At 69.8% G+C, this 23,169-nt stretch carries 26 protein-coding genes and 2 pseudogenes; 9 read left to right on the forward strand and 19 right to left on the reverse strand.

Annotated features, from left to right (window positions below):
* Window positions 1-10: 10 nt before the first annotated feature.
* The 4 genes from E6W39_RS44540 to E6W39_RS19110 all read right to left on the reverse strand — a co-directional run bounded on the left by E6W39_RS44540 (window position 11) and on the right by E6W39_RS19110 (window position 2,346).
* Window positions 11-457 carry a hypothetical protein gene (locus tag E6W39_RS44540; RefSeq protein WP_456152140.1) on the reverse strand — a complete coding sequence of 149 codons (447 nt, stop codon included), beginning with the start codon at window positions 455-457 and terminating at the stop codon, window positions 11-13.
* A gap of 101 nt (window positions 458-558) precedes the next feature.
* Window positions 559-1,371, reverse strand: a complete 813-nt coding sequence (locus tag E6W39_RS19100) for a RecB family exonuclease (RefSeq protein ID WP_181799337.1) — start codon at window positions 1,369-1,371, stop codon at window positions 559-561.
* Window positions 1,319-1,765: a hypothetical protein gene (locus E6W39_RS19105; protein WP_141634562.1), complete on the reverse strand. Its 447-nt coding sequence runs from the start codon at window positions 1,763-1,765 to the stop codon at window positions 1,319-1,321. The genes E6W39_RS19100 and E6W39_RS19105 overlap by 53 nt, the downstream gene beginning before the upstream one ends.
* Window positions 1,766-1,866: 101 nt before the next feature.
* Window positions 1,867-2,346, reverse strand: coding sequence for a hypothetical protein (locus E6W39_RS19110; RefSeq protein ID WP_141634563.1), 480 nt, complete (start codon window positions 2,344-2,346; stop codon window positions 1,867-1,869).
* A 381-nt stretch (window positions 2,347-2,727) separates the two neighbouring features.
* On the opposite strand from E6W39_RS19110, the pseudogene E6W39_RS19115 reads away from it, so the two are divergent.
* A pseudogene (locus E6W39_RS19115) lies at window positions 2,728-2,928 on the forward strand (D-aminoacyl-tRNA deacylase); the annotation flags it as partial.
* A 13-nt stretch (window positions 2,929-2,941) separates the two neighbouring features.
* On the opposite strand, the gene ygfZ reads toward E6W39_RS19115, so the two are convergent.
* The 3 genes from ygfZ to E6W39_RS19130 are packed head-to-tail and all read right to left on the reverse strand — an operon-like array spanning window position 2,942 to window position 5,002.
* Window positions 2,942-3,904, reverse strand: coding sequence for a CAF17-like 4Fe-4S cluster assembly/insertion protein YgfZ (ygfZ, locus tag E6W39_RS19120; protein ID WP_141634564.1), 963 nt, complete (start codon window positions 3,902-3,904; stop codon window positions 2,942-2,944).
* Between the two features lie 10 nt (window positions 3,905-3,914).
* Complete coding sequence (locus E6W39_RS19125) at window positions 3,915-4,358, reverse strand: Fur family transcriptional regulator (RefSeq protein WP_101381722.1); 444 nt, start codon at window positions 4,356-4,358, stop codon at window positions 3,915-3,917.
* A 59-nt stretch (window positions 4,359-4,417) separates the two neighbouring features.
* Window positions 4,418-5,002, reverse strand: a complete 585-nt coding sequence (locus E6W39_RS19130) for an FABP family protein (protein ID WP_101381721.1) — start codon at window positions 5,000-5,002, stop codon at window positions 4,418-4,420.
* Window positions 5,003-5,275: 273 nt separating this feature from the next.
* On the opposite strand from E6W39_RS19130, the gene E6W39_RS19135 reads away from it, so the two are divergent.
* Window positions 5,276-5,638 carry a DsrE family protein gene (locus tag E6W39_RS19135; protein ID WP_101381720.1) on the forward strand — a complete coding sequence of 121 codons (363 nt, stop codon included), beginning with the start codon at window positions 5,276-5,278 and terminating at the stop codon, window positions 5,636-5,638.
* 5 nt (window positions 5,639-5,643) lie between these two features.
* Here E6W39_RS19135 and E6W39_RS19140 read toward each other — a convergent pair whose 3' ends face one another.
* From E6W39_RS19140 to E6W39_RS19160, 6 genes are all read right to left on the reverse strand, one after another.
* Entirely contained in the window at window positions 5,644-5,904 is a 261-nt protein-coding gene (locus tag E6W39_RS19140) for a hypothetical protein (protein WP_407658623.1), read from the reverse strand.
* Window positions 5,905-6,023: 119 nt separating this feature from the next.
* The gene (locus tag E6W39_RS19145) at window positions 6,024-6,314 is read right to left on the reverse strand and encodes a DUF1416 domain-containing protein (RefSeq protein ID WP_101381718.1); all 291 of its coding nucleotides are present in this window, start codon (window positions 6,312-6,314) and stop codon (window positions 6,024-6,026) included.
* A 36-nt stretch (window positions 6,315-6,350) separates the two neighbouring features.
* Window positions 6,351-7,193 (reverse strand): sulfurtransferase, encoded by an 843-nt coding sequence (locus E6W39_RS19150; RefSeq protein WP_141634566.1) that lies wholly within the window; start codon window positions 7,191-7,193, stop codon window positions 6,351-6,353.
* Between the two features lie 231 nt (window positions 7,194-7,424).
* The gene (locus E6W39_RS44200) at window positions 7,425-7,505 is read right to left on the reverse strand and encodes an Ms5788A family Cys-rich leader peptide (protein WP_372495682.1); all 81 of its coding nucleotides are present in this window, start codon (window positions 7,503-7,505) and stop codon (window positions 7,425-7,427) included.
* A gap of 115 nt (window positions 7,506-7,620) precedes the next feature.
* A complete protein-coding gene (locus E6W39_RS19155) occupies window positions 7,621-8,316 on the reverse strand; it encodes an LmeA family phospholipid-binding protein (RefSeq protein ID WP_181799338.1) in 696 nt (231 codons plus the stop codon).
* 118 nt (window positions 8,317-8,434) lie between these two features.
* Window positions 8,435-8,746: a MoaD/ThiS family protein gene (locus E6W39_RS19160; RefSeq protein WP_228718216.1), complete on the reverse strand. Its 312-nt coding sequence runs from the start codon at window positions 8,744-8,746 to the stop codon at window positions 8,435-8,437.
* Window positions 8,747-9,125: 379 nt separating this feature from the next.
* Here E6W39_RS19160 and E6W39_RS19165 point away from each other — a divergent pair, with 379 nt between their 5' ends.
* The 5 genes from E6W39_RS19165 to E6W39_RS19185 all read left to right on the forward strand — a co-directional run bounded on the left by E6W39_RS19165 (window position 9,126) and on the right by E6W39_RS19185 (window position 14,676).
* Window positions 9,126-9,908: a response regulator transcription factor gene (locus E6W39_RS19165; RefSeq protein ID WP_141634568.1), complete on the forward strand. Its 783-nt coding sequence runs from the start codon at window positions 9,126-9,128 to the stop codon at window positions 9,906-9,908.
* A 74-nt stretch (window positions 9,909-9,982) separates the two neighbouring features.
* Window positions 9,983-11,056 (forward strand): LacI family DNA-binding transcriptional regulator, encoded by a 1,074-nt coding sequence (locus E6W39_RS19170; protein WP_141634569.1) that lies wholly within the window; start codon window positions 9,983-9,985, stop codon window positions 11,054-11,056.
* 89 nt (window positions 11,057-11,145) lie between these two features.
* On the forward strand, window positions 11,146-12,246 hold the full coding sequence (locus E6W39_RS19175; protein ID WP_141634570.1) for a S1C family serine protease: 1,101 nt from the start codon (window positions 11,146-11,148) through the stop codon (window positions 12,244-12,246).
* 157 nt (window positions 12,247-12,403) lie between these two features.
* Window positions 12,404-13,120 carry a response regulator transcription factor gene (locus E6W39_RS19180; protein ID WP_228718691.1) on the forward strand — a complete coding sequence of 239 codons (717 nt, stop codon included), beginning with the start codon at window positions 12,404-12,406 and terminating at the stop codon, window positions 13,118-13,120.
* Between the two features lie 56 nt (window positions 13,121-13,176).
* Window positions 13,177-14,676 carry a sensor histidine kinase gene (locus tag E6W39_RS19185; RefSeq protein ID WP_228718217.1) on the forward strand — a complete coding sequence of 500 codons (1,500 nt, stop codon included), beginning with the start codon at window positions 13,177-13,179 and terminating at the stop codon, window positions 14,674-14,676.
* Between the two features lie 214 nt (window positions 14,677-14,890).
* Here the strand turns inward: E6W39_RS19185 and E6W39_RS19190 are convergent, their stop codons facing one another.
* The 6 genes and pseudogenes from E6W39_RS19190 to E6W39_RS19215 form a co-directional block, all read right to left on the reverse strand.
* Window positions 14,891-16,234, reverse strand: a complete 1,344-nt coding sequence (locus E6W39_RS19190) for an ATP-binding protein (protein WP_141637827.1) — start codon at window positions 16,232-16,234, stop codon at window positions 14,891-14,893.
* 48 nt (window positions 16,235-16,282) lie between these two features.
* Window positions 16,283-17,791: an SCO6880 family protein gene (locus E6W39_RS19195; protein WP_141634573.1), complete on the reverse strand. Its 1,509-nt coding sequence runs from the start codon at window positions 17,789-17,791 to the stop codon at window positions 16,283-16,285.
* Window positions 17,792-17,868: 77 nt separating this feature from the next.
* A pseudogene (locus E6W39_RS43555) lies at window positions 17,869-19,151 on the reverse strand (hypothetical protein).
* Window positions 19,141-19,506: a hypothetical protein gene (locus E6W39_RS41660; RefSeq protein ID WP_141634574.1), complete on the reverse strand. Its 366-nt coding sequence runs from the start codon at window positions 19,504-19,506 to the stop codon at window positions 19,141-19,143. Before E6W39_RS41660 ends, E6W39_RS43555 begins: the two are co-directional and overlap by 11 nt.
* Window positions 19,503-19,961: a hypothetical protein gene (locus E6W39_RS41665; protein ID WP_181799339.1), complete on the reverse strand. Its 459-nt coding sequence runs from the start codon at window positions 19,959-19,961 to the stop codon at window positions 19,503-19,505. The genes E6W39_RS41660 and E6W39_RS41665 overlap by 4 nt, the downstream gene beginning before the upstream one ends.
* Window positions 19,962-20,157: 196 nt before the next feature.
* Entirely contained in the window at window positions 20,158-20,469 is a 312-nt protein-coding gene (locus tag E6W39_RS19215) for a hypothetical protein (protein WP_407658624.1), read from the reverse strand.
* 425 nt (window positions 20,470-20,894) lie between these two features.
* On the opposite strand from E6W39_RS19215, the gene E6W39_RS19220 reads away from it, so the two are divergent.
* Together E6W39_RS19220 and E6W39_RS43560 are read left to right on the forward strand one after the other, a co-directional pair.
* The gene (locus E6W39_RS19220; protein ID WP_141634575.1) at window positions 20,895-21,980 is read left to right on the forward strand and encodes a C40 family peptidase; all 1,086 of its coding nucleotides are present in this window, start codon (window positions 20,895-20,897) and stop codon (window positions 21,978-21,980) included.
* Window positions 21,981-22,059: 79 nt separating this feature from the next.
* On the forward strand, window positions 22,060-22,938 hold the full coding sequence (locus E6W39_RS43560; RefSeq protein WP_323809058.1) for a phosphatase PAP2 family protein: 879 nt from the start codon (window positions 22,060-22,062) through the stop codon (window positions 22,936-22,938).
* Window positions 22,939-23,169 lie beyond the last annotated feature (231 nt).

Raw genomic sequence — 23,169 nt, forward strand, 5'->3', positions numbered from 1 at the left:
AAAAAGAGAACTACTTGACCCACTCCGGCTTGCACTGGCCAGCACCCTGAGGGGCGGGGCATGCCCACATCTTGTACGGCTGCCCAGTCTTCGGGCTGACACCCGTCTTGTAGACGCGCTGACCATGAGGACAGGTGGGCGCCGGACCGGTTCCGCCAGTCTGAGGCGGAGCCGCGTACTGCTGCGGTGGGGCATTGTACTGCTGGGCAGGCATGCTGTACTGCTGCTGATCCGGAGCCGGAGTGCCGTAGCCAGCCGTAGGCTGAGCCGGCTGATAGGTCTGCTGAGCCGATGGAGCCGGAGCCGCGGGGGCGGCCTGAGAAGTATCAAGACCAGCGCCAGCAAGAAAGCCGGATCGGAAGTCGATCAGAGATCGGCCGACGTCGACGCCCACGCGAGCAACATCACCGGTGAGCCCGGCAAGCTCCTGACCGTTGTTGGCCCGTACGGTCAGCATGGGGGCACCAGGAACCTCAGGGATCTTGAAGTTAACGGAGATCGGTGCCTCGCTGTGCGAGGGAACCGGAGCGCCATAGGGAGTCGTCAAGTCAGTTCCTCCTAAAGAGAGTTGGGGTAGTAATCGACACCGCCGACTGCGGTGCACCACTGGGATACGCCGCACATGTTGCGACACCTGTCGGTCGGAGATGGAACGTAGATGCCAGCCGAGACCCCGGCATCCATCTGCGCGTACCACGCGCCTACTCGCTCCGCGGTGTAGGGATGAAGATCGACGGGGTTGTCTGGCTTGCTCTTCTTGGCGAGCCAGAAGTCTCCCCATCCGGCCCTCAGGCCGTACTCGGCTTCGAGAGCCAGATCATAGGTCGCAAGCTGCAACGGTGAGTTGTAGCTTGATCCGGTCTTCAAGTCTCTGACGACCAGTCGGCCGTTTGAAGTGATAATGACCTGATCAATGTAGACGATAACAGGTATGTCCGACAGGACGAATTGAATTTCCAGCTCGATGGCTAGGCGCCCATCAGGCGCGGTCCAGATAGTCTCACCAGACTCTGACACGTAGTCAAGATAGGCAAGCACTTGCGACTTGCCTTCAGCATAGCGAGTCTCAATGTCGGTTTCCGGCTTGCGCCGGCCACCTGTCATCCATACTGACAGATCGGGCTGACGCTCGTAATCCCTCATGATGGACTCCGCCCATGCCGCCTCGAAAGCGGCTATGCACTCATCCGGCGAGAGGCGCCGTTGGGATCGCTCATACGCCTCAACCGCGGCATGAAATGCGGTGCCGTGCGAAAACCATGCGGCTGGCCGACTTGGGGCCTTGACGACCCGTTCGAGCTCATATGCCTTCCCACAGCTAGCCCAAGATTTCAGCTGAGAGTACGACCTTCGTTTTCTCTGTTCGGGCAACCGGAACCCCCTTCTGATAGGTCCACAGATAGTGGATCACGCATTTTCGCGCCTGATGACCGAAGCCGTTCGGGGCGCCCTCAGAGCGCTCGAACGAGACTTCATCTGGGACGAGTGCCAGCATCTCAGTGAGGTCTTCGGCTTCGGTGTGTTCGCTTGTCATGAGCCAGTAACAGGTAGCGTGCATGTACCTGACGACGATCAGGCGCCCCCATGGCGAGTTGTCGTAGACGATGGTTGCGCCAGCCTCAGGGCCGGCATGTTCACGAGCTATCTCCCCCATGGTCACGCGCTGATCCTCGGTCATACTGCCCACATGCCCCCTCTGTGAAGGTGTGACACCGATGCCACGCAAGCGGAAGGCACCTTGCATGATCGGCGTGATGAAGATCATACGATCTTCCATACGGATGTCAAGCGTTGCGTTAAATGTCAACAAATGAGGCCGGCTGCTGCGCGTCAGCCGGCCCGCAGGCGTACTACGTCAGGTTGCCTCTACCACTCTTCCGGAAGTGCGAGCACCATGACCTGACCAGACTTTATTGGCTGTGCATCGTCAGGCCAACGAACCACCAGTCGGCCATCCGTCAGGCGCCTCGGAACATATTCCAGCTTGAGCCCCGGCGGCGACTCCGCTTGTGCCGCGGCCAGGATCAATCCGTCATTGAGTTTGGTCCAGAAGCCTCGCAGACGCTTCATCGTACCCTCGGGGATCTCAATTCCGGCCTGATGCCGGATGTGCGCATAGAGCATTAGCGCGGGAGCGGAGTCCAGATAATCCCTGCTGATCTGCCATGGAAGATACTCAGAATAGTTTAGCGCCGCATTCCCGCCGTGCGGCCGGCGCATATTCTGAAAGCGTCGACTGACATTCGACTTATTGACGCCGTACCTTCTGCCAATCTCACTCAGAGACAGGTTCTCGATATAATGCTCGCGCAAGAGAACGCTGTCTTCTGGCAATTTGCTAGGCATGGGCATTGGAATTGTGACCCTTCAAAGTCGTCCCCGGGCTATTGGCAGGGCTACCTGAAGACAGTAAAGCCTGCCTGACAATCCCGTGTCAAGCGTTGCGCTATGCGAGTAGTCCATCACTCCTTAAGTAGGCCTCAAGAGATCCTTAAACTCGAACGAGGGTTCGATGGCGGCTGTTGGCTGCGGACCCGACAAGGGTCCGCAGCTCGATGCTCATCCGGGCAGCTCGGGTCAGCACGGAGTCAGCACGGCAACGACAAACGGCGGCGATGAAGGACAAACAACGAGAAGATCATCGGCTGCCTTCATCGCTCTGACCAGTCAGTTTGACCCTGCTGAGCTGTAGTGCTATGAGGCGCTGACTGGATATATCACCCAAACACCCTCTACGGCGACGCCCGCAAGGGCCGCCGCCCCACCTGGAACGCCGCCGCGCCCGGCCCGGTCGCCGAGCCGCTGGTGGCCGAGGTGGTCGAGCAGCTGCGCACCCTCGGCGCCAAGGTGGAGACCGGCCGGTTCGGCGCGGACATGAAGGTCTCACTGGTGAACGACGGGCCGTTCACCGTGCTGCTGGAGGTCTGATCCCCGGCAGCCGTCAGGGCGCCACCACGACCTCCTGGGTGCCCGGCACGGTGCCGGCCAGCAGCACCGCGTCCACCGGGGTGTTCCGCTTGACCAGGGCGAGCGCGATCGGGCCCAGCTCGTAGTGGCGGGCCGAGGAGGTCACGAAGCCCACCGGGCGGCCCTGAGGGTCGCCGGCCGGGCGCAGCTCGGTGCCGTGCGGGGGCAGGGTCTCCTCGGTGCCGTCCAGGTGCAGGAAGACCAGGCGGCGCGGCGGCCTGCCCAGGTTGTGCACCCGGGCCACGGTCTCCTGGCCGCGGTAGCAGCCCTTGTTGAGGTGGACGGCGGTGCGCAGCCAGTCCACCTCGTGCGGGATGGTGCGGTGGTCGGTCTCGAAGCCCAGCCGCGGGCGGTGCGCCTCGATCCGCAGCGCCTCGTACGCCCAGACGCCCGCCGGGCTGCCGAACTCCTCGGTGAGCGCGGCGAGTTCGGCGCGCGGCAGGAACAGGTCGCGGCCCCACGGGAGTTCCCGCACGGCGGCCGCCGCCGTGGCCGCGGCCGGATTGCCGGCCGGCAGGTGGACCACCGCGAACTGCTCGGTGGCGTCGGCGATCTCGACCCGGTACATGAACTTCATCCGCTCCAGGTACTCGATCAGCGCGCCCTGGGTGCCGGGCTCGACGTGCGCCCAGGTGGTGGTGCCGTCGTCGACCAGGTAGAGGGCGTGCTCGACGTGCCCGTGCGGGGAGAGGATCAGCGCCTCCACGGCCTGCTGCGGCGGGAGTTCGCTGACGTGCTGGGTGACCAGCAGGTGCAGCCAGCTGAGCCGGTCCGGGCCGGTCACGGTGACCACGCCGCGGTGCGACAGGTCGGCGAAGGCGCGGCCGGCGGCCAGTTCGCGCTGTTCGCGGAAGAGGTCGCCGTAGTGCGCCGCGACCCCCTCGTCGGGCCCCTCGGCGGGGACGGCTCCGGGCAGGGACAGCAGCGGGCTCTTCATGCCCGCCAGCTTACGACTGCCCCTGCCGGAGCTTGGCCGTGCAGTCGGCGCAGCGGCCGAAGATCGCGAAGTGCTTGAGGTCGGTGTCGAAGCCGTGCTGGTCGCGCAGGGCGTCGATGAGCGGGGTGGCGATCGCGGTGTCGGTCTCGATGACCGAGCCGCAGTCCCGGCAGACCAGGTGCAGATGGTGGTGGCGGCCGGCCAGGTGGTAGGTCGGCGCGCCGTGGCCCAGGTGGGCGTGCGAGACCAGGCCCAGCTCCTCCAGCAGCTCCAGGTTGCGGTAGACCGTGGAGATGTTCACCCCGCTGGCGGTCCGCCGGACCTGGGAGAGGATCTCCTCCGGGGTGGCGTGGTCGAGCACGTCCACCGCCTCCAGCACCAGCTGGCGCTGCGGGGTGAGGCGGTAGCCGCGCTCGCGCAGGTCGGCCTTCCAGTCGGTCGTACCGTCGTTCACTGCGTTGATGCCGTCCCTCGCTCGGTGGGGATCGGTGGCGACCGGTGAGGCCCGGCCGGTCAGCGGAAGAAGGCGATCCCGTCGTCCGGCAGGTCGTTGACGTCCTTGACCAGCTGGGCCGGGTTGAGCACCTTCTTGAGCTGGGCGGACATGTACGGGCGCAGCGGCACCTCGGGTGCCTGCTTCTCGCCGACCCAGAGCAGCTGCTCCTCGACGAAGCCGTAGAGCCGCTTGCCGCCGCTGTACGGGGCCGAGCCCTCGACCCGGGCCACGGCGTCGGTGGCCAGCTCGATCTGGGGCTTGCCGTCGGCCAGCTTGCCGTACCAGATCTCGACGGTGCCGTCGTCGCGGACCAGCGAGAGCTCCACCTCGCGCTCGCCGCTGGTGCCGCGCTGGTTGGTGGTGACGCGCCAGAAGCCGTGCTCGTTCTCCAGCGGGCGGACCTTGTCGCCCTCGGCGTTCAGCACCCAGGTGCGGGAGCGGAACTCCAGGAACGGCCGGCCGTCGTGCCGGAACACGATCTCCTGGCCGAAGTTGCACTTCTCCGAGCCGGGGAAGTCGTGGACGCCCGCGCCCTCCCAGGTGCCGAGGAGGAAAGCCAGCGAAACGACGTCCGGGTGGAGGTCAGAAGGGATCTCGATCATGGTCCTGAGGGCGGTCGGGGATTGAGCGGACAACCCCTACGGTACCGGGAGGGATCAGCGCTGGCCCTGGTACAGCTTCATCACCGAGAAGGCGGCGAACCAGACGATCACGATGGACATGACGGCCAGCAGAACATCGAAGAAGATCTCAAGGCCACTCATGGGGCGCTCCCGGTTCGGCTCAACTACGGACGGACGGTGACGGCGCGAGTCTATCGGTCGGGCACCGGGGTGACGCGGTGAGGGCCGCCACAACCGGTCTAGGCTGAGCGCGTGTCGAAGAAGCTGGTCATCAAGGTCACCGCCGGAGCCGATGCGCCCGAGCGCTGCTCCCAGGCGTTCACCGTCGCGGCCGTCGCGGTCGCCAGCGGGGTCGAGGTCTCGCTCTGGCTCACCGGGGAGTCGTCCTGGTTCGCGCTGCCCGGCCGGGCCGCCGAGTTCGAGCTTCCGCATGCCGCGCCGCTGCCGGAGCTGCTGGAGGGGATCCTGGCGGCCGGCACGGTCACGCTGTGCACCCAGTGCGCGGCCCGCCGGGGCATCGAGCAGGCCGACGTGGTGGCCGGTGTCCGGATCGCGGGCGCCCAGGTCTTCGTCAGCGAGATCATGGGCGACGGGGTGCAGGCGCTGGTCTACTGACGGTTCTACTGACTGTCCCGGGGCTCCCGGGGCTCCCGGGGCTCGTGGTCGGGACGGTCGCGGTCGTGGCCCGGCTTGTCCCAGTCCGGGTCGTCCCAGCGCGGGTCCTCCCACCAGTCGTCCTCGGGGTCGCGCCGGTTGGCGAAGACGGCCGCCAGCGGCGGGATCACCATGGCCACCACGCACATGCCGATCGCCGCGCCGACCGAGAAGAACCGCACGACTCCCCAGGCCAGGACGAAGAGCCCGAGGCAGACGCCCATCATCACGAAGTAGTAGCGGTGCCGGTTGCGCTGCTGCACACCTTCACGGTAGAGCGTTCGCGGTGAAGCGACGAGCCCCCGCCTGGGCAGGGGCTCGTCGCTCGGTTCGGGCGGATCGCCGCTCAGACCGCGATCGGGACCTCGGTCAGCGCGCCCTTGGACGCGACCACCTTGCGGTCCACGGTCGCGCCCGGCACCAGCGCACGCACGGTCCACTGGCCCTCGGCCGCGAAGAAGCGGAACTGGCCGGTCGCCGAGGTCGGCACCTCGGCGGTGAACTCGCCGCTCGCGTCGAGCAGCCGGACATAGCCGTTGACCGGCTCGCCGTCGCGGGTCACCGAACCCTGGATGATCGTCTCGTTCGCCACGTCAACTCCTGCCAGGTCGGGCCCGCCGGCCTTCGCACCACACATGTCTGTTCTCCTTGCTCGTGAAGCCGCGCGCGGTGCTCAGTTGGCGCCGAGCTCGATCGGCACGCCGACCAGGCTGCCGTACTCGGTCCAGGAGCCGTCGTAGTTCTTGACGTTCTCCTGGCCCAGCAGCTGGTGCAGCACGAACCAGGTGAGCGCGGAGCGCTCGCCGATCCGGCAGTAGGCGATGGTGTCCTTGGACAGGTCGACGCCCTCGGCCGCGTAGAGGGCGCGCAGCTCGTCGTCCGACTTGAAGGTGCCGTCGTCGTTGGCGTTCTTCGACCACGGGATGTTGCGGGCGCTCGGCACGTGGCCCGGGCGCTGCGACTGCTCCTGCGGCAGGTGGGCCGGGGCCAGCAGGCGGCCGGAGAACTCGTCGGGCGAGCGGACGTCGACCAGGTTCTTGGTGCCGATGGCGTTCACCACGTCGTCGCGGAAGGCGCGCAGGGCGGTGTTCTGGGCCTGGGCCCGGTAGTCGGTGGCCGGGCGGTTGGGGACCTCGGCGCCGTCGACCAGGTCGCGGGAGTCCAGCTCCCACTTCTTGCGGCCGCCGTCGAGCAGGCGCACGTCCTGGTGGCCGTAGAGCTTGAAGTACCAGAAGGCGTAGGAGGCGAACCAGTTGTTGTTGCCGCCGTAGAGCACCACGGTGTCGTCGTTGGCGATGCCCTTGGCGCTCAGCAGCGCCTCGAAGCCGGCCTGGTCGATGAAGTCGCGGCGGACCGGGTCCTGGAGGTCCTTCTTCCAGTCGATCCGGACGGCGTTCTTGATGTGGTTCTTGTCGTACGCGGCGGTGTCCTCGTCCACCTCGACGATGACGACCTTCGGGTCGTCCAGGTGGGCCTGGACCCAGTCGGCGTCGACCAGGACGTCACTGCGGCTCATGTCTTCTGTCTCCATCCGGGGGCGGTTGGCGGAAGGTGATGGCCCGGACGGCGGTCGATTGGCCCTGTAAGTCCACTTGTCCGATTTTCTGTCCGGATAGTGGGATGATGAACGGGGTACGAGGTGCCGTCGGGCAGTACGCGGGAGGTGCGGCCGCGGGCTTTGAACATGCCCGATCCGGCCGCGGCAGCAGGTGGGTAGCGCTTGGAGCCTGCCTGGGCAGGCCGCCGATCAGCGCATTCGACACAGGCAGGCAGCCACGCGGCAGAGGTCTACCGCCCGCCGCTTGGTGAGATTCGCCTGTCGCTTCATGGGCACGATGCTAGGGAGCCGATCCCGTCCCTGTCACCAACATGTCGAATAGTGAGATGAAATATGTCGGATGCTGGGATTTGACCCCGTCCCGACCGTGCTCGGCCGGTCGGACTCAGCTGGTCAGCGTGACGCCGGTGCCCGCGAAGGAGAGTTCGATGCCGCCCGGCTGCGGCGTCACGCTGTCCAGGTGCAGCCCCACCGGCAGCCCCTGCAGGGTGAAGCTCTTGGCGCCGAGGTCCCGCTGGATCATCCCGCCCACGCCGGGCATGGCGGCGAGGCCGGGCGGCAGGTTGCCGACGCTGCCGACCAGGATCGTGTTGCCGTTGTTCTGCAGCGTCACCGTGGCGGACAGCTTCTGGCCGAGCATCTCGTAGCCCACCTTGACCAGCCCGGGGCCGCCGTAGCCGAGCGAGATCCGCGAGTCCAGGCCCATCAGGTCGTGCACCTCCTGGTAGCCGATCAGGCCGTGGCCGCTCCCCGAGTCCACCGTCGCCGAGGTGTAGCCGGAGTTCACCTTCACCCCGCTCAGATCGGCCCGGAAGTCGTGCAGCTGGACGCTCTGCCCGCCGTTGCCGGTCAGCGTCATGCTGGCGGCCGACAGCGAGACCTTGCCGAGCTTCTGGTCGATCAGGTCGGTCAGGAACGGCATGTCGTCGATGGAGACCGTGGGACGCCCCGAGATGCCCTGGTGGCCGGCCAGCTTGTCGGCCGCCTGGCTCTCCGCCACGTTCACGGCCACCCGGTCCGCGCCCACCAGCAGGCCGGCGAGCGCCACGACCGGGACGGTCACCTTGATCCAGGTCCGCATCGACTTCCCTCTCCCCGTTGACGGCCACCGGTGCTCCCCCGGCGGCCCTGCCATCGCCGGTACGACGATCCACCGGTGACCATGGTTCCGGTCGGCCCGACCGCCGGGCCCGGCGGGGTCACCCGCCGGCGAACGGCGGCAGCACCTCCACGGTGCCGCCCTCGGCCAGCCGCACCTCGGCGCGGTCCCGGCCGCCCACCGGCTCGCTGTCCACCAGGTAGGAGCAGATGTCCAGCAGCCGGACGAAGCCCGGCCGGTCGGCGTGCCGCTGCCGCACCTGCGCCAGCGCCTCGGCCAGCGTGGCCGCCCGGTAGGGCTCCTCGGCGATGCCCGCCTCGGCCTTGGCGGCCGCCCAGTAGCGGATCGTCCCGGTCACCTCCGCCATCGGCGCATCCGGGAGGCCGGCGGAGGGTTCGGTGGTCGCGGACATCGTGCGGCCCCTTCTGCAAGATGGACGAATACGGATCCGGCGTGCCGTGCTCCATGATGGCCCGGCTCCGCCCGCACCGGGAACGCCCCAGGCCAGCCCGGTCGCACCGGGGGCGCACGCGGCACGACGCGATCTTCGTCACGCTGCTCCGCCCCTGCGTCGGCGGCCCCTGTTGGGCTATTCTCTCTGGTACGCAAGGGATCCGGGCAATGTCGCCCTCGGGTCCTTTTGTGCTTTCAGGACACCCATCCGGACGTCCTTGCGAGTGGTAACCCACCCGTGTCGGCTGTCGCACGACGATGTGTGCCCCACCAGCCGCACCACGAGCAGCCTGCGCAGTCCCGGCAGGCCACGGAGAAGCAAAGGGGACACCCCGGGTATGAGTTCTCTCCTCCTCCTCACCAACGCGCTGCAGCCCTCCGCCGAGGTACTGCCGGCCCTCGGCCTGCTGCTGCACCAGGTCCGGGTCGCCCCGGCCGAGGGCTCCGCCCTGGTCGACACCCCCAGCGCCGACGTCATACTGGTCGACGGCCGCCGCGACCTCCCGCAGATCCGCTCGCTCTGCCAGCTGCTCCGCTCCACCGGGGTGAGCGCCCCGCTGCTGCTGGTGGTCACCGAGGGCGGCCTGGCCGCCGTCACCGCCGAGTGGGGCGTCGACGACGTGCTGCTGGACACCGCGGGCCCGGCGGAGGTGGAGGCCCGGCTGCGGCTGGCGATCGGCCGCAAGGCGCAGGCCGCGGTGGACGACAGCCCGATGGAGATCCGCAACGGCGACCTCTCGGTGGACGAGGCCACCTACTCGGCCAAGCTCAAGGGCCGGGTGCTCGACCTCACGTTCAAGGAGTTCGAGCTGCTGAAGTACCTCGCCCAGCACCCCGGCCGGGTCTTCACCCGCGCCCAGCTGCTGCAGGAGGTCTGGGGCTACGACTACTTCGGCGGCACCCGGACCGTCGACGTGCACGTGCGGCGGTTGCGGGCCAAGCTCGGCGTCGAGCACGAGCAGCTGATCGGCACCGTGCGCAACGTCGGCTACCGCTTCGTGGTGCCCAACCAGGGCGACAAGAACGACCGGTCGGCCGCCGACAGCGAGGCCCTGCCGACCGCCGACGGCGAAGCCCTCACCGAGGCCGAACAGCCGGTCCGCAGCACCGTCGAGGGCTGATCCCCCGCTCCGGGCCCGGGATGGTACCGGGCCCGGGCACTGGCGGGCTGGACATACACGCGTAGACTCCCTGCGTGGCCAAGGTGACGCGCGACGACGTAGCCCGACTGGCTGGGACCTCGACCGCGGTCGTCAGCTACGTGATCAACGATGGACCCCGCCCGGTGGCGCCCGCCACCAAGGAGCGGGTGCTCGCCGCGATCGAGCAACTCGGCTACCGGCCGAACAGCGTCGCGCAGGCGATGGCCTCCCGGCGCACCAATCTGATCGGCATGATCGTGCCGGACGCCCGGCAGCCGTTCTTCGCCGAGATGGCGCACGCCGTGGAACGCGCCGCCTCGGACCGCGGCAAGCTGGTGCTGATCGGCAACTCCGACTACGTCGAAGACCGCGAGATGCACTACATCCAGGCCTTCCTGGGCATGCGGGTCTCCGGTCTGATCCTGGTCAGCCAGGGTGCGCCGCAGCGGGCCGCCAAGGAGTTCGCCGCGATGGAGGGCGCCAAGGTGGTGCTGCTGCACCGCCGCCCCGAGGCCGCCGACGACGTCTCGGTGGTCACCGACGACATCGGCGGCGCCGAGATGGTGGTCCGCCACCTGCTGGAGGTGCACGGACACCCGTACGTGGCCTGCTTCGGCGGCCCGGTGGACACCCCCGTGCCCGGCGACCCGGTCATCGACCACATCGCGGGCTGGCAGCGGGCCATGGCCACGACCGGCCAGGACAGCAACGGCCACCTGGTGGAGGCCCCCTTCCACCGCTACGGCGCCTACCAGGTCGCGCTGAAGCTGCTGAGCTCCCCCCAGCGGCCGCCGGCGATCTTCTGCTCCACCGACGACCAGGCGATCGGCGTGCTGCGGGCGGCCCGCGAGCTGAACCTGCGGGTTCCGGAGGACCTCGCGGTGGCCGGCTTCGACGACATCCCCGAGGCCGCGCTGGCCGACCCGCCGCTGACCACGGTGGCCAGCGAGGGCGAGGCGATGGCCCGGGCCGCCGTCGACCTGGTGCTGGACGACTCGCTGATGGTGCCCGGCTCGGCCACCGAGCGGGTGCGGCGGTTCCCGTCCCGTCTCGTGGTGCGGCGCTCCTGCGGCTGCCCCGGCGAGCCGGCCCTCGACGGGGCACCGAGCGGAGCGGGCGCAGAGTAACGCGCCTTTATGAGAAGCCAACGGGCTTCTCTGGCCGTTCTGACCCCACTCTCATCGAACTCTCATCCGCCAGGCGGAGCGTGTGCTGCATGAGCGAGCACCGCAGCACCGCAGATGAGTCGGGGTACCCGTTCCCGCCGAAGCCGGCCGGAGCACCCACCGCTCACTTCGACTACTTCGACCATTCGGCGACCTACGCGGCCTTCGAGGCCGCGCCGGCGCCGGACCCCGAGGGCCCCGAGGGCCCTGCGCGCCACGCCCGCAACGGCTTCGCCCCCAGCCTGGCGGCTGGGAGGTACCCCCAACGCGGCCGGGTCGCCCTCGCCACCGCCGTTGCCGCCGTCGCGGCCGTGCTCGGCGGCGTGATCGGCGGCACAGTCGCCGAGAGCGGGCACACCGCCGCCACCACCAGCGCCTCCGCCCCGACCGTGGTCAGCCCGGTCGCCGACAAGAGCGGCAGCACCGCCAACGTGGCCGGGATCGCCGCCGCGGTCTCGCCGAGCGTCGTCCAGATCACCGTGCAGACCAGCGGCGGCAGTGACATCGGCACCGGGATCGTCCTCACCGCCAACGGCCAGATCCTCACCAACTACCACGTGATCTCCAGCGCCGTCAGCAACGGCGGCAGGATCACCGTGGCCTTCGACAACGGCTCCAAGGCCACCGGATCGGTGACCGGCACCGACAAGTCGAGCGACCTCGCGGTGATCACCGCCAGCGGCGTCAGCGGCCTCAAGCCGGCCACCCTCGGCAACTCCAGCGCACTGGCGATCGGCGACCCGGTGGTCGCCATCGGCAACCCCGACGGCCTGACCGGCACCGTCACCTCGGGCATCATCAGCGCCAAGAACCGGCCGGTCACCGTGCAGGTCGACGAGACCACCACGCGCGGCAACGGCGGCTTCGGCTACCCGTTCCTGCCCGGCTACAACAGCCAGCCCTCCAACAGCGGCAGCACCGCCAGCTACTCGGCACTGCAGACCGACGCCGCGCTCAACCCCGGCAACTCCGGCGGCCCGCTGATCAACGCCGCCGGCCAGGTGATCGGCGTCAACTCCGCGATGTACTCCGGCAGCGGCAACTCCGGCTCCGGCTCCGGCCAGGCCGGCAGCGTCGGCCTCGGCTTCACCATCCCGATCGACACCGTCAAGCAGGTGCTGCCCCAGATGCAGGCCGGCCAGACGCTGTGAACCCCCGGTGACCCCCGCTGACCCCCGGTAGTCCCGTTCCGGGCGGTCCGCACCGCACAATGGCAACACCCCTTCCATCCCCAGAGAGGGCAACCCCGCCGATGACTCCCCCGCCGACGACCGCAACCCCGCCGAGCCCTCCGCGCCGCCCGCGCGGCTGCTCGTGGTCGACGACGAGCCGGCGCTGCGTGACGCGCTGGAGAGCAGCCTCGCCTTCGAGGGCTACGAGGTCAGCACCGCCACCGACGGCTACGAGGCGCTGGAGGCCGTCGAACGCGACAAGCCCGACCTGGTGCTGCTGGACATCATGATGCCCCGGATGGACGGCCTCACCGCCGTCCGCCGGATGCGCTCCCGCGGCGACACCGCCCCGGTCCTGATGCTCACCGCGCGCGACGCGGTGGGCGACCGGGTCACCGGCCTGGACGTCGGCGCCGACGACTACCTCGCCAAACCGTTCGAACTGGACGAGCTGCTGGCCCGGGTCCGCGCCCTGCTGCGCCGCAACGCGCTGGCCACCGAGGCCGCCGCCCGGGCCGGCGCCGTGGAGGACGACTCCGAGGTGCTCGCCTTCGCCGACCTGAAGATGAACACCGCCACCCGCGAGGTCACCCGCGCCGGCAAGCCCATCGAGCTGACCCGCACCGAGTTCATGCTGCTGGAGATGTTCCTCTCCCACCCGCGCCAGGTGCTCACCCGCGAGCAGATCCTCAAGGCGGTGTGGGGCTTCGACTTCGAGCCGTCCTCCAACTCACTGGACGTCTACGTGATGTACCTGCGCCGCAAGACCGAGCAGGGCGGCATGCCCCGGCTCATCCAGACCGTACGCGGGGTCGGCTACGCCCTGCGCGCGCCTAGCGGAGCGACGGCCTGAGGGTGATGGGCACCAAAGCGGTTTCACGGGGGCGGCTGTCGCGGTGGTACCACGACATGTCGCTGCGCAGCCGGCTGGCGGTGCTGGCGTCGGTGGCAGTGGCGGTGGCGATCGCGCTGTGTTCGGTCGCGTGCTGGTTCATCGTGAGGGACCAGACGTACGCGCTGCAGCAGCAGGAGCTCGCCAAGGCTCCCTACGCTCTGCAGGTCATCCCGCGCCTCAGCCCACCCACCGTCTGCGCGAGCACTCCACAGGATGCCGTCACCGAGTTGGAGACCGCCAACGCCGGCCTGTTTACCGGCGCACCGCCCCCGGGAAATCGCAGCAACCACTGGCCGGCTGAGGCGATCAGCTCCGACGGCTCCGAAGTCTGCCTGCCGATCGGAGCGGACCTGGTCGCCGTCAAGGTCGAGCCGTCCTACCTGAACGCGATCAACCTGCCGATCGGGCAAGCGACCTACGTCAGGGGGCGGTTCGTCAACGGTGATCCGGCGATGGTGCGGCTGTCGCACTACCAGGACGCGCGTCAGTCCTATGTGCTCGCCACGGCTTCATCGTTGAAGAGCGTCGACAACTCCCTCCAGAACCTCGGCTTCATCCTCCTCGTCGTCTCCGCCGTCGGCATCGGCATCGCCGGTGTCACCGGCCGCCTGGTGGCTCGTGCTGCCCTGCGTCCCGTTCACGACCTCACCGATGCCGTGGAGCACATCGCCCGCACCGAGGAGGTGGGCACCACGATCCCCGTGCACGGCAATGACGAGATCGCCCGGCTCTCCTCGTCCTTCAACTCGATGTCCACCGCGCTCGCCAACTCGCGGGAGCGGCAGACCCGGTTGATCGCGGATGCCGGGCACGAGCTGCGCACTCCGCTCACCTCGCTGCGCACCAATGTGGACCTGCTGATCCGCAGCGACGACACCGGCCGGCCGCTGCCGCCCGCCACCAAGACCAAGCTGCTCGGCTCGATGAAGGCGCAGATGCAGGAACTCACCGTGCTGATCGGTGACTTGCTGCAGCTGTCCCGACCGGACTCACCGCGCCCGGGGCAGAACGTGGCGGTGGTCGCGGTGCACGAGATCGCCCAGCGTGCCGTGGACCGGGCCAAGTTGCGCGGTCCGGGGCTGAACTACCAGGTGGTCCTGGAGCCCTGGTACACCCGGGCGGACGCGGCCGCGTTGGAGCGGGCCGTGATGAACCTGCTGGACAACGCGGTGAAGTACAGCCCGCCGGCGGGTGCCATCGAAGTGACCCTGCACCACGGGCGGTTGACGGTCCGCGACCATGGACCGGGCATCCCGGAGGACGAACTGCAGTACGTCTTCGACCGGTTCTGGCGTTCCCCGTCGTCCCGGCAGCTGCCGGGTTCGGGACTGGGCCTGTCGATCGTGGCGCAGACCGTGGAGGACAGCGGCGGCCGGGTCACGCTGGGTCCGGCGCCGGACGGCGGCCCGGGTGCGTTCGCGGTGGTCACCCTCCCCGGCGCCCCGGAACCGCCCCCGGCGGCGCCTCCGCTGCCCCCGCAGCCGCCGTACCCGCCGGGCTCCGCAGCCAGCTGACGGTCCGCCCGGGCGGACCGTCAGCTCACACCCCCGGCTCCGCCGCGAGCTGACGCTCCGCCCGGATCCTCCCCCAGCCTTCGGCCGGGGGGACCCCCATCTCGCGCCCCGGGCCGAACGTCACACTCCCGGCTCCGCCGCGAGCTGACGCTCCGCCCGGATCCTCCCCCAGCCTTCGGCCGGGGGACCCCCATCTCGCGCCCCGGGCCGAACGTCAGACCCCCGGCTCCGCCGCGAGCTGACGCTCCGCCCGGATCCGCTCGGCCACCGCGTCCTCGGTCATCGCGCGGTCGGTGTAGACCAGCGGGCGCTCGCTCTCGGTGATGATGTGCTTGACCACTTGGACGTTGCCGTTGACGTCCCAGACGGCGATGCCCGGGGAGAGGGTGGGGATGATCTCCACCGCCCACCGGGGCAGGCCCAGCACCCGTCCGGTGGCCCGGGCCTCGTCGGCCTTCTGCATGTAGATGGTGCGGGTGGAGGCCATCTTGAGGATCGCCGAGGCCTCCTTGGCGGCGGCGCCGTCCACCACGTCCGACAGGTGGTGCACCACGGCGACGAACGACAGGCCGAGCCGGCGCCCGAACTTCAGCAGCCGCTGGAAGAGTTGGGCCACGAACGGGCTGTTGATGATGTGCCAGGCCTCCTCGACCAGGAAGATGCGCTTCCTGCGGTCGGGGCGGATCCAGGTGTGCTCCAGCCAAACGCCGACGATCGCCATCAGGATCGGCATCGCGATCGAGTTGCGGTCGATGTGCGACAGGTCGAAGACGATCAGCGGCGCGTCCAGGTCGATGCCGTCGGTGGTCGACCCGTCGAACATGCCGCGCAGGTCGCCGTCGACCAGCCGGTCCAGCACCAGGGCCACGTCCAGGCCCCAGGACTGCACCTCCTCCGGGTCCACCCCGAGCGACTCCACCGAGGACAGGTCGGGGCGGCGCAGCGTCTCGATGATGTCGCCGAGGATCGGCTGGCGGTCCGTCACGGTGGCCCGGACATGGGCGTGCGCGGCCTTCAGGGCGAAGCCGGCCCGCTCCTCCAGGCTGCGGCCCATCGCCACCTCGATGATGGTGCGCAGCAGCGACAGCTGCCCGGTGGTGGTGATCGCCGGGTCCAGCGGGTTGAGCTTGACCCCGCCGTCCCGGGCCGCCATCGGGTCCAGCCGGACCGACTTTATGCCCAGCGCGTTGGCGATCAGGTTCCACTCGCCGACGCCGTCCTCGCCCTGCGCGTCCAGCACCACCACCTGCCGGTCGCGGAACCTCAACTGCCGCAGCACATAAGTCTTCTCCAGCGCCGACTTGCCGTTGCCCGACTCGCCGAGCACCAGCCAGTGCGGGGCCGGCAGCTGCTGGCCGTAGAGCTGGAACGGGTCGTAGACGTAGCCCTTCCCGCTGTACACCTCACGGCCGATGATGACCCCGGAGTCGCCCAGCCCCGGTGCGGCGGTGGGCAGGTAGACCGCCTGGGCTTGACCGGTGGAGGTGCGCACCGGCAGCCGGGTGGTCTCCACCTTGCCGAACATCAGGCTGGTGAACGAGTCGGTCAGGTTGCCCATGGCCACGGGGGCTCCAGTTGGTCGGCGGCGGATGCCGGTGGCGGACGGTCAGCGGCGGATGCCGGTGGCGAACGGCAGGGTGTTGACGAACGCCCGGTGGTGCTCGCGGTCGCACCACTCCAGCTTGAGGTAGCTCTTGCCGGCCGAGGCCCGGATGGTCCGCTTGTCGCGGGCCAGCGCCTCGGGGTTGCGGGAGGAGACCGTGATGTAGCCGACCAGGTTCACCCCGGCCGCGCCGGAGGCCAGGTCGTCACCGCGCTGGTCGACCCGGCCGGTGTGGGCCAGGTCGCGCGGGTCCACCGTGCGGTTCATCTTGGCCGCGCGGCTGGCCTCGGCCTCGTCGTTGGTCTTCTCGGTGAGCATCCGCTCGATCGCCACGTCGGTCGGCTCCAGGTCCATGGTGACGGCGACCGTGCGGATCACGTCCGGGGTGTGCACCAGCAGCGGGGCGAGGAAGTTGACGCCCACCGGGGTGAGCGGCCACTCCTTGATCCAGGCGGTGGCGTGGCACCAGGGCGCCCGGGTGGCCGACTCGCGGGTCTTGGCCTGCAGGTACTGCGGGTCGGTGGCGTCCAGCTCGGCCGGCCAGGCGTTGCGCCGGGTCATCGCCTGGATGTGGTCGATCGGATGGTCCGGGTCGTACATCGAGTGCAGCAGCGAGGCCAGCCGGGCCTCGCCCAGCGGCTGCCGCACCCGGATGTCGGCCTCCGCCAACCGGGCGCAGATGTCGGTCAGTTCACGGGCCATCACGGCGGCCAGGCCGTCGTCCTCGCGGCCCGCGCCGCGCTTGTCGTAGGCGCTGCGGCCCATCGCCTGCGACTCGGCGGCCAGGTCCCGGGTGTAGTGCATGCAGGCCACCAGGTAGGCCCGGTGCTGCTCGGAGGAGGTGGACACCATCGACTGCAGCTGGTCGTAGGAGTCCCGCAGCCAGCGCGGCGCGTCCTGGTCGCCGCGCCGCTCGACGTCCTTGGCGTGCGCGTCCGGGTCGGCGGGCAGGGTGCGGGCCAGGATCTGCAGCCGGGTCACGAAGCCGTCCCCGTTGGCGACGTGCTTGAGCAGGGTGCCGAACCGGTCGACCAGCGCCTCCTGGTCCTCGGAGTCGCGCAGCCCCACGCCCGGGCCCTCGATCTCGATCGCGGCGGTCACGGTGCGCCGCTCCAGGTGCATCAGCACGGCGACCTCGTCCGGTCCGAACGGCGCGCTCAGCCAGCGCTGCCGCCCCACCCCCGGCGGCGGGCCGACCTCGACCTCCCGGCCGTCCAGCCGGGTACCGGCGTCCATCGCGGTGGACTGCCAGACCGCCCGGCCACTGCGCACGGTGCGCCGGAAGGTGCGGTTGATCTCCACCCACTTGTAGAAGGTCCGGCGCCGGTACGGCAGGTACACCGCCGCGATGGCCAGCAGCGGGAAGCCCACCAGACCGACTATCCGCAGCGCCAGGATCGGCACCAGCAGACCCCAGAGCATCCCCAGGAAGGCGCCGAAGATGATCAGGATGATCTCCCCGGACTCCCGGTTGCGCCCGATCGGCGCGTTCGGGCGGGACTTGCCGATCAGGTAGGTGCGGCGCTGGTGGACGTACGACTGGGCGTACTGCCCCCGAACTGGCCGAACGGCTCACTGCTCAAGGCGCGTCACCCTCCCTTCGCTGGGTTCTGGGCCGGCGGCTGGGCCGGCGCCGCCGGGGTCTTCGGCGCGGCGGGCTGCCGGGTGGCGTGCGCGGCGATGCCGGGGGCGACCGAGCCGCCGCCCGCGCCGCCGCTGGCCGAGGCGGTCGCCGTCTCCGCGCCGCCGCGCGAACCGTGCGTCGAGATGCCCTGCTTGACCAGGTTGGCCGGCCCGTTGATCATCGCCTGGCCGGCGCTGACCGCGCTGGCCCGGGCCTGCCGCAGATGCATCATCTCGTCGCCGAAGCCGGGCACGAAGCGGTAGATCGCGGAGCTGGCGAAGACCGACAGGAACAGGATCGCCAGGCCGGCGAGCACCCTGGAGAAGTCGTCGGAGGCCCCCGCGCCGCCGGCCACCGCGGCAGCCAGCCCCAGGATTATCACGATCACCGGCTTGACCAGGTCTATCGCCGCCATCAGGCCCGCCCAGCGGCGCACGTGCTTCCACAGCTGCTTGTCGACCAGCCCGCGTACACCGCGGTGCCGAGCAGCGCTCCCACGTACAGCATCGCGGTGCGCACCCACAGCTCGATCCACAGCACCACCGCCGCCAGCACCGCCACCAGCGAGACCAGCACCAGGATCAGCGGCCCGCCGCCGATCGACCCGTGCTCCAGGGTGTCGGCGAACCCGCCGAGGTAGTTGCCGGTGCCCGACTTGGTCCCGGCCGCTATCACCGCGGTCACCCCGTCGGTCGCCCCCACCAAGGTGTAGAGGATCAGCGGGGTGAACGCCGAGGCGATCACGGTCAGCCACAGGAACCCGATGGCCTCCGAGATCGCCTGGGTCAGCGGCACCCCGCGGACCGCCCGCTTGGTCACCGCCAGCAGCCAGAGCACCAGCGTCAGCACCGTCGACGCCGCGAACACCACCGCGTACTGCGACAGGAAGTCCGTGTTGGTGAAGTCCACCTGCGTCGTGCTGTCGATCGCCCCCGACAGGTTCCGCACCACCCAAGCCGCCGCCTGCGCGCACGCCTTCGCCAACGACCCGAGCGGATCGGTCACGGATCCCACGGTGCCGGAGCCGGGGACAGAACCGGGCTTGTCGGCGCAGAGGATCCCGTCCGAGGCCATCGGCAGGTTCGGACAGTTGCCGTTGGTGCTGGACGGCGAGGGGGACGGTGACGGGCTTGGCGCCGCGAAGGCCCGCTGCGCCGCCAGGATCGCGCCCAGCTGAACCGTCGCCATCACCCCGCCGAGCGTCAGTGCGCGACGGGCGCCGGTCGGCTGCCGTGTCTCAGCGGGCATAGCGGAAGCCTCCGAACTGCTGAACAGCACCGGTCATCTCTTCGGCGGTGGCGGCCTGTTGATCGGCCGGAAGGGGCGCAGGCCCGTCCTGACGGCTGTAGGAGGCAAGCTTCCAGTCACCGCCGACCCAGCGCAGGGTGAGCGTCAGGGTGTACCAGTTCGCCTGCACAGGGAGTGTGGAGTTGGGCCCGGCCAGCCCCACCAGGCTCACGCACCAGACCACCGCCTTGACGCTGTCGGCCGTGTAACCGTCCGTCTTGGTACCGATCGGACTGCTACGACTGACGAAGGTCAGGTCGACCGGCGCCTTGCCCTGGGCGTCCAGCCCCAGCCGCGCCAGCACCTGAGGGGTCATCGCCTGGTCCAGCACCCCCCGCAGTGCCCCCAGCGCGGCCGGGTCGGCGATGGTGTCGAGGATCCGCCCCGGCCGGCGGCCTGGAACATGTCCGCGCCGCCCAGTGCCACCGCGTAGTTGGCGGCGGCCGACTGGGCGCCCTGGTCGGTGTGCGGGTAGCCGGTGCCGATGCCGTTGCTGCTGGCGGTCACCGGCTGGTCGCCGCTGGGCGCGGTGGCGGCGCCGGTGGGCGGTACCGCGCCGGCGGAGTGCCCGGCGCCGGCGCTTCCCGAAGTCGGGGTGCCGGGGCGGGCGTTGTTGGCGATGGAGATGGCCACCACGAGCAGGGTGACCACCACCAGGACGGTCAGCAGGGTGCGCAGCGGCCTGGGTTGACGGGAGGTCGGCTGGCCGGAGGCCTGTTCGCCGACCGGCAGCCGCGTACGGGTGTGCGGCTGGTCGTCGGGCAACGGCACGGCGGCCCTCCTGGGACAGGGAGCCGGGGGTGGGCTCCATCGTGGTCTTCCGGGCTTGCGGCGCGGATGCAATGGGGTCCCCCGGCCGGAGGCTGGGGGAGCGTCGGTGGGCCGACCCGGCCGCTGGCCCGGTCGGCGGTCAGGTCATCAGACGAACGCAGCCATCAGAAGACCACACTCATCAGATGAACGTTCATCAGATGGCCATGCCGTACACAATGGTGAACAGGGTGCCGAGTGATCCAATGATGAACACGCCGGTCAGGCCGGCGACGATCAGCCCCTTGCCCTGCTCGGCACTGAAGGTGTCACGCAGCGCCGTGGCGCCGATCCGCTGCTTGGCCGCCCCCCAGACCGCGATCGCCAGACAGGCCAGGATCGCGACGGCCATCACCACCTCGACCATGATCCGGGCTTCCGAGCCCAGCGTGGCGAAGGGGCCCCAATCAGGGGCGATGCCACCGATGATGGTGTCGATGCCGGGCTTCTTCGGAGGGTCCGCGGCCAGCAGGCCGCTTGCGTATCCATTCACTGTGTTGCCCACGCTGCTCACTGTGTCACTCACGTGCATTTCCTGTCTCACCGCCTGATCAGGCAATTCAACGGCCACGACCACCGACGCGCGAAGGGCCAGGGCCTATTCTTGGCCGGATCTGATGTCGACTTGGCTACTTTTTGAGGATTGGTCGCGGGGCACGGAACACGTTTGCCAGGATGTCCACTGGACGAAGGATAGCGCTCACTCTTTGTATCTCCGATGATTGCGCTGGGCAACGCATTGCAGCAGACTGGCAGAGGTGTCGGCCGTTCGACTTGGCGCGTGCGGGGGGCATATGCGTTCCGGTACCGCGCCGGAGGCTCCTGTCCAGGGCCGAACCGATAGCTCAGCACCCTGGGACACAAGCACTCTGACACTGCATCGGGATGGTGCTGATGGTACTCCGGAATGGCGGCCGAGCGGCGATCGCTGCGGGAGCTCTTGGCGGCGGCTTCGTCCTGCTGCTCGGGCTCGGCACCTATGCGGCGAGCGGCCTGCCCCAGGGCAACGCCGGCTACGGCTCCAACGTCTCGCTGGCCACCGGCACGGTCCCGGCCGCCTACCAGGCACTGATCCAGCAGGCCGGCAGCAGCACCTGCCCGCAGGTGACCGCTCCGCTGCTGGCCGCCCAGCTCTACCAGGAGAGCGGCTTCAACCCCACCGCGGTCAGCAACGTCGGTGCGCAGGGCATCAGTCAGATCATGCCGGACACCTGGAGGCAGTACGCGGACCCGAGTTGGACCAACCCCTGGGATCCGAGCCAGGCCATCCCGATGGCCGCCCGGATCGACTGCGCCTACGCCAAGGACGTCGCCTCCGTCCCCGGCGACCCGCAGGCCAACATGCTGGCCGCCTACAACGCCGGCACCGACGCGGTGCTGCGCAACCGCGGCATCCCGCCCTACTCGGAGACCCAGGACTACGTCCACTCGATCCTCTCGCTGGCGCGCAGCTTCAGCGCGCCCAGCGCCCCCGTGGGGATCTCGGCACAGGCCAACGGCGCCATCTACTTCGCGCAGACCAAACTGGGCACCCCGTACCTGTGGGGCGGTGAGGGGCTGCCCTCGCAGGACGGCCGGTTCGACTGCTCCGGGCTCACCCAGGCCGCCTTCGCCTCGGTCGGCATCACCCTGCCCCGAGTGGCCAACGACCAGTGGTACTCGGGCCAGCACCCCAGCCGCGACCAACTCCGCCCCGGCGACCTGGTGTTCTTCGCCACCGACCTGAGCGACCCGCGCAGCATCCACCACGTCGGCATCTACGTCGGCGGCGGCTACATGATCGACGCCCCGCACACCGGCGCCGAGATCCGCTACGACTCGATCGACCGCTCCGAGTACATCGGTGCGACCCGGGTCACCCCGGACGGCGCCGCCGCGCTGCCCAGCAGGGCCGCCGACGGCACCATCACCGGCGGCTCGGCGCTGGACGGCAAGGGCGGCTCCTCGCTCGCCTCGGCCTCCGCCAGCCCCTCCCCCTGACGGACTGCCAGTTCAGGCACGCCAGGTCAAGTAGGCTGCAAGCCGACAGCGCCGGTCGAGCGAGCACAGGAGGTACGGGGTGTCCACGCTGCTGGCCGACCCGGGCGACGGCAACCCCGATCTCGAACTGCTCTACACCGTCAACGGCTTGGCGAAGAGCGCGCCGCACTGGCTGGACTCGCTGGTCTCCTGGGTCGGCGAGTACGGCATCCTGCTCGGCCTGCTGACGCTGATCGCGATCGGCTGGCTGACCGCCCGCCGCCGCCCGGACGCACCGGTGGCGGTGGCCGGAATGCTCTGGGTACCGCTGTCGGTGGCGCTGGCGGAGCTGGCCAACCTGCCGATCTCCGCGATCGTGGACCGGCCCAGACCGTTCGTCAGCCATCCGGACCTGGACGTGCTGATCGCCGGCAAGGCCGGCACCCACTCCTTCGTGAGCGACCACTCGACCATGGCGATGGGCGTGGCCGTGGCGCTCTTCCTGGTCAACCGGCGGCTCGGGGCGATCGCCGGGGTGCTGGCACTGCTGCAGGGCTTCTGCCGGCTCTACATGGGTGTGCACTATCCGACCGACGTGCTGGGCGGCTACGCACTGGCCGTCGCCGTCGTGCTGCTGCTGGCGCCGCTCGCCAATGTGGTGCTGGTGCCGCTCTGCCACGCGGTCGCCCGGAGCGCGGCCGCGCCGCTGGTGACCGCGGGCCCGGCCGGGGCCGGGGCCGGGCCGGGGCCGGGGCCGGGGCCGGTGACGGCCGACGGCGGCGCCGCGGCGGCTCGCCAAGCTCCGAACTGCCACCCGCCTCCGAGTCCGACCTGGCTGCCTGAGCCCGCGTCAGTGCCGCTGGGGCCGTCAGCCCGGCTGCAGGCTCTCCAGGTGCTCCGCGACGTCCCGCCGGGCCTTGTCCCGGGAGCGGCGGGCCGGGGCGAACCAGCCGCAGTTGCAGACCGCGAAGGCGAATGAGCCGCGCTCGGTCACCTCCGCCAGGTGCCCGCCGGGCGCCTGGGGATCCACTTCGGGTGTTGCCGCCGACACGTTGTCCACCGTACTGCACCGTTCTTGACGGACGGCTTCGCACGGCGGCCGGGAGGGGCGCGAACCGCCCGCCGCGCGCCCGGCGGCGCGTAACCCACGGCGCACCGGCCTCGTTCTCGGCAGTACCGGCCCCGCCCAGCCAGGGGCGGCGGCTCGCCG

This window comes from Kitasatospora acidiphila (assembly GCF_006636205.1).
In the GTDB taxonomy this organism is placed as follows: Bacteria; Actinomycetota; Actinomycetes; order Streptomycetales; family Streptomycetaceae; genus Kitasatospora; species Kitasatospora acidiphila.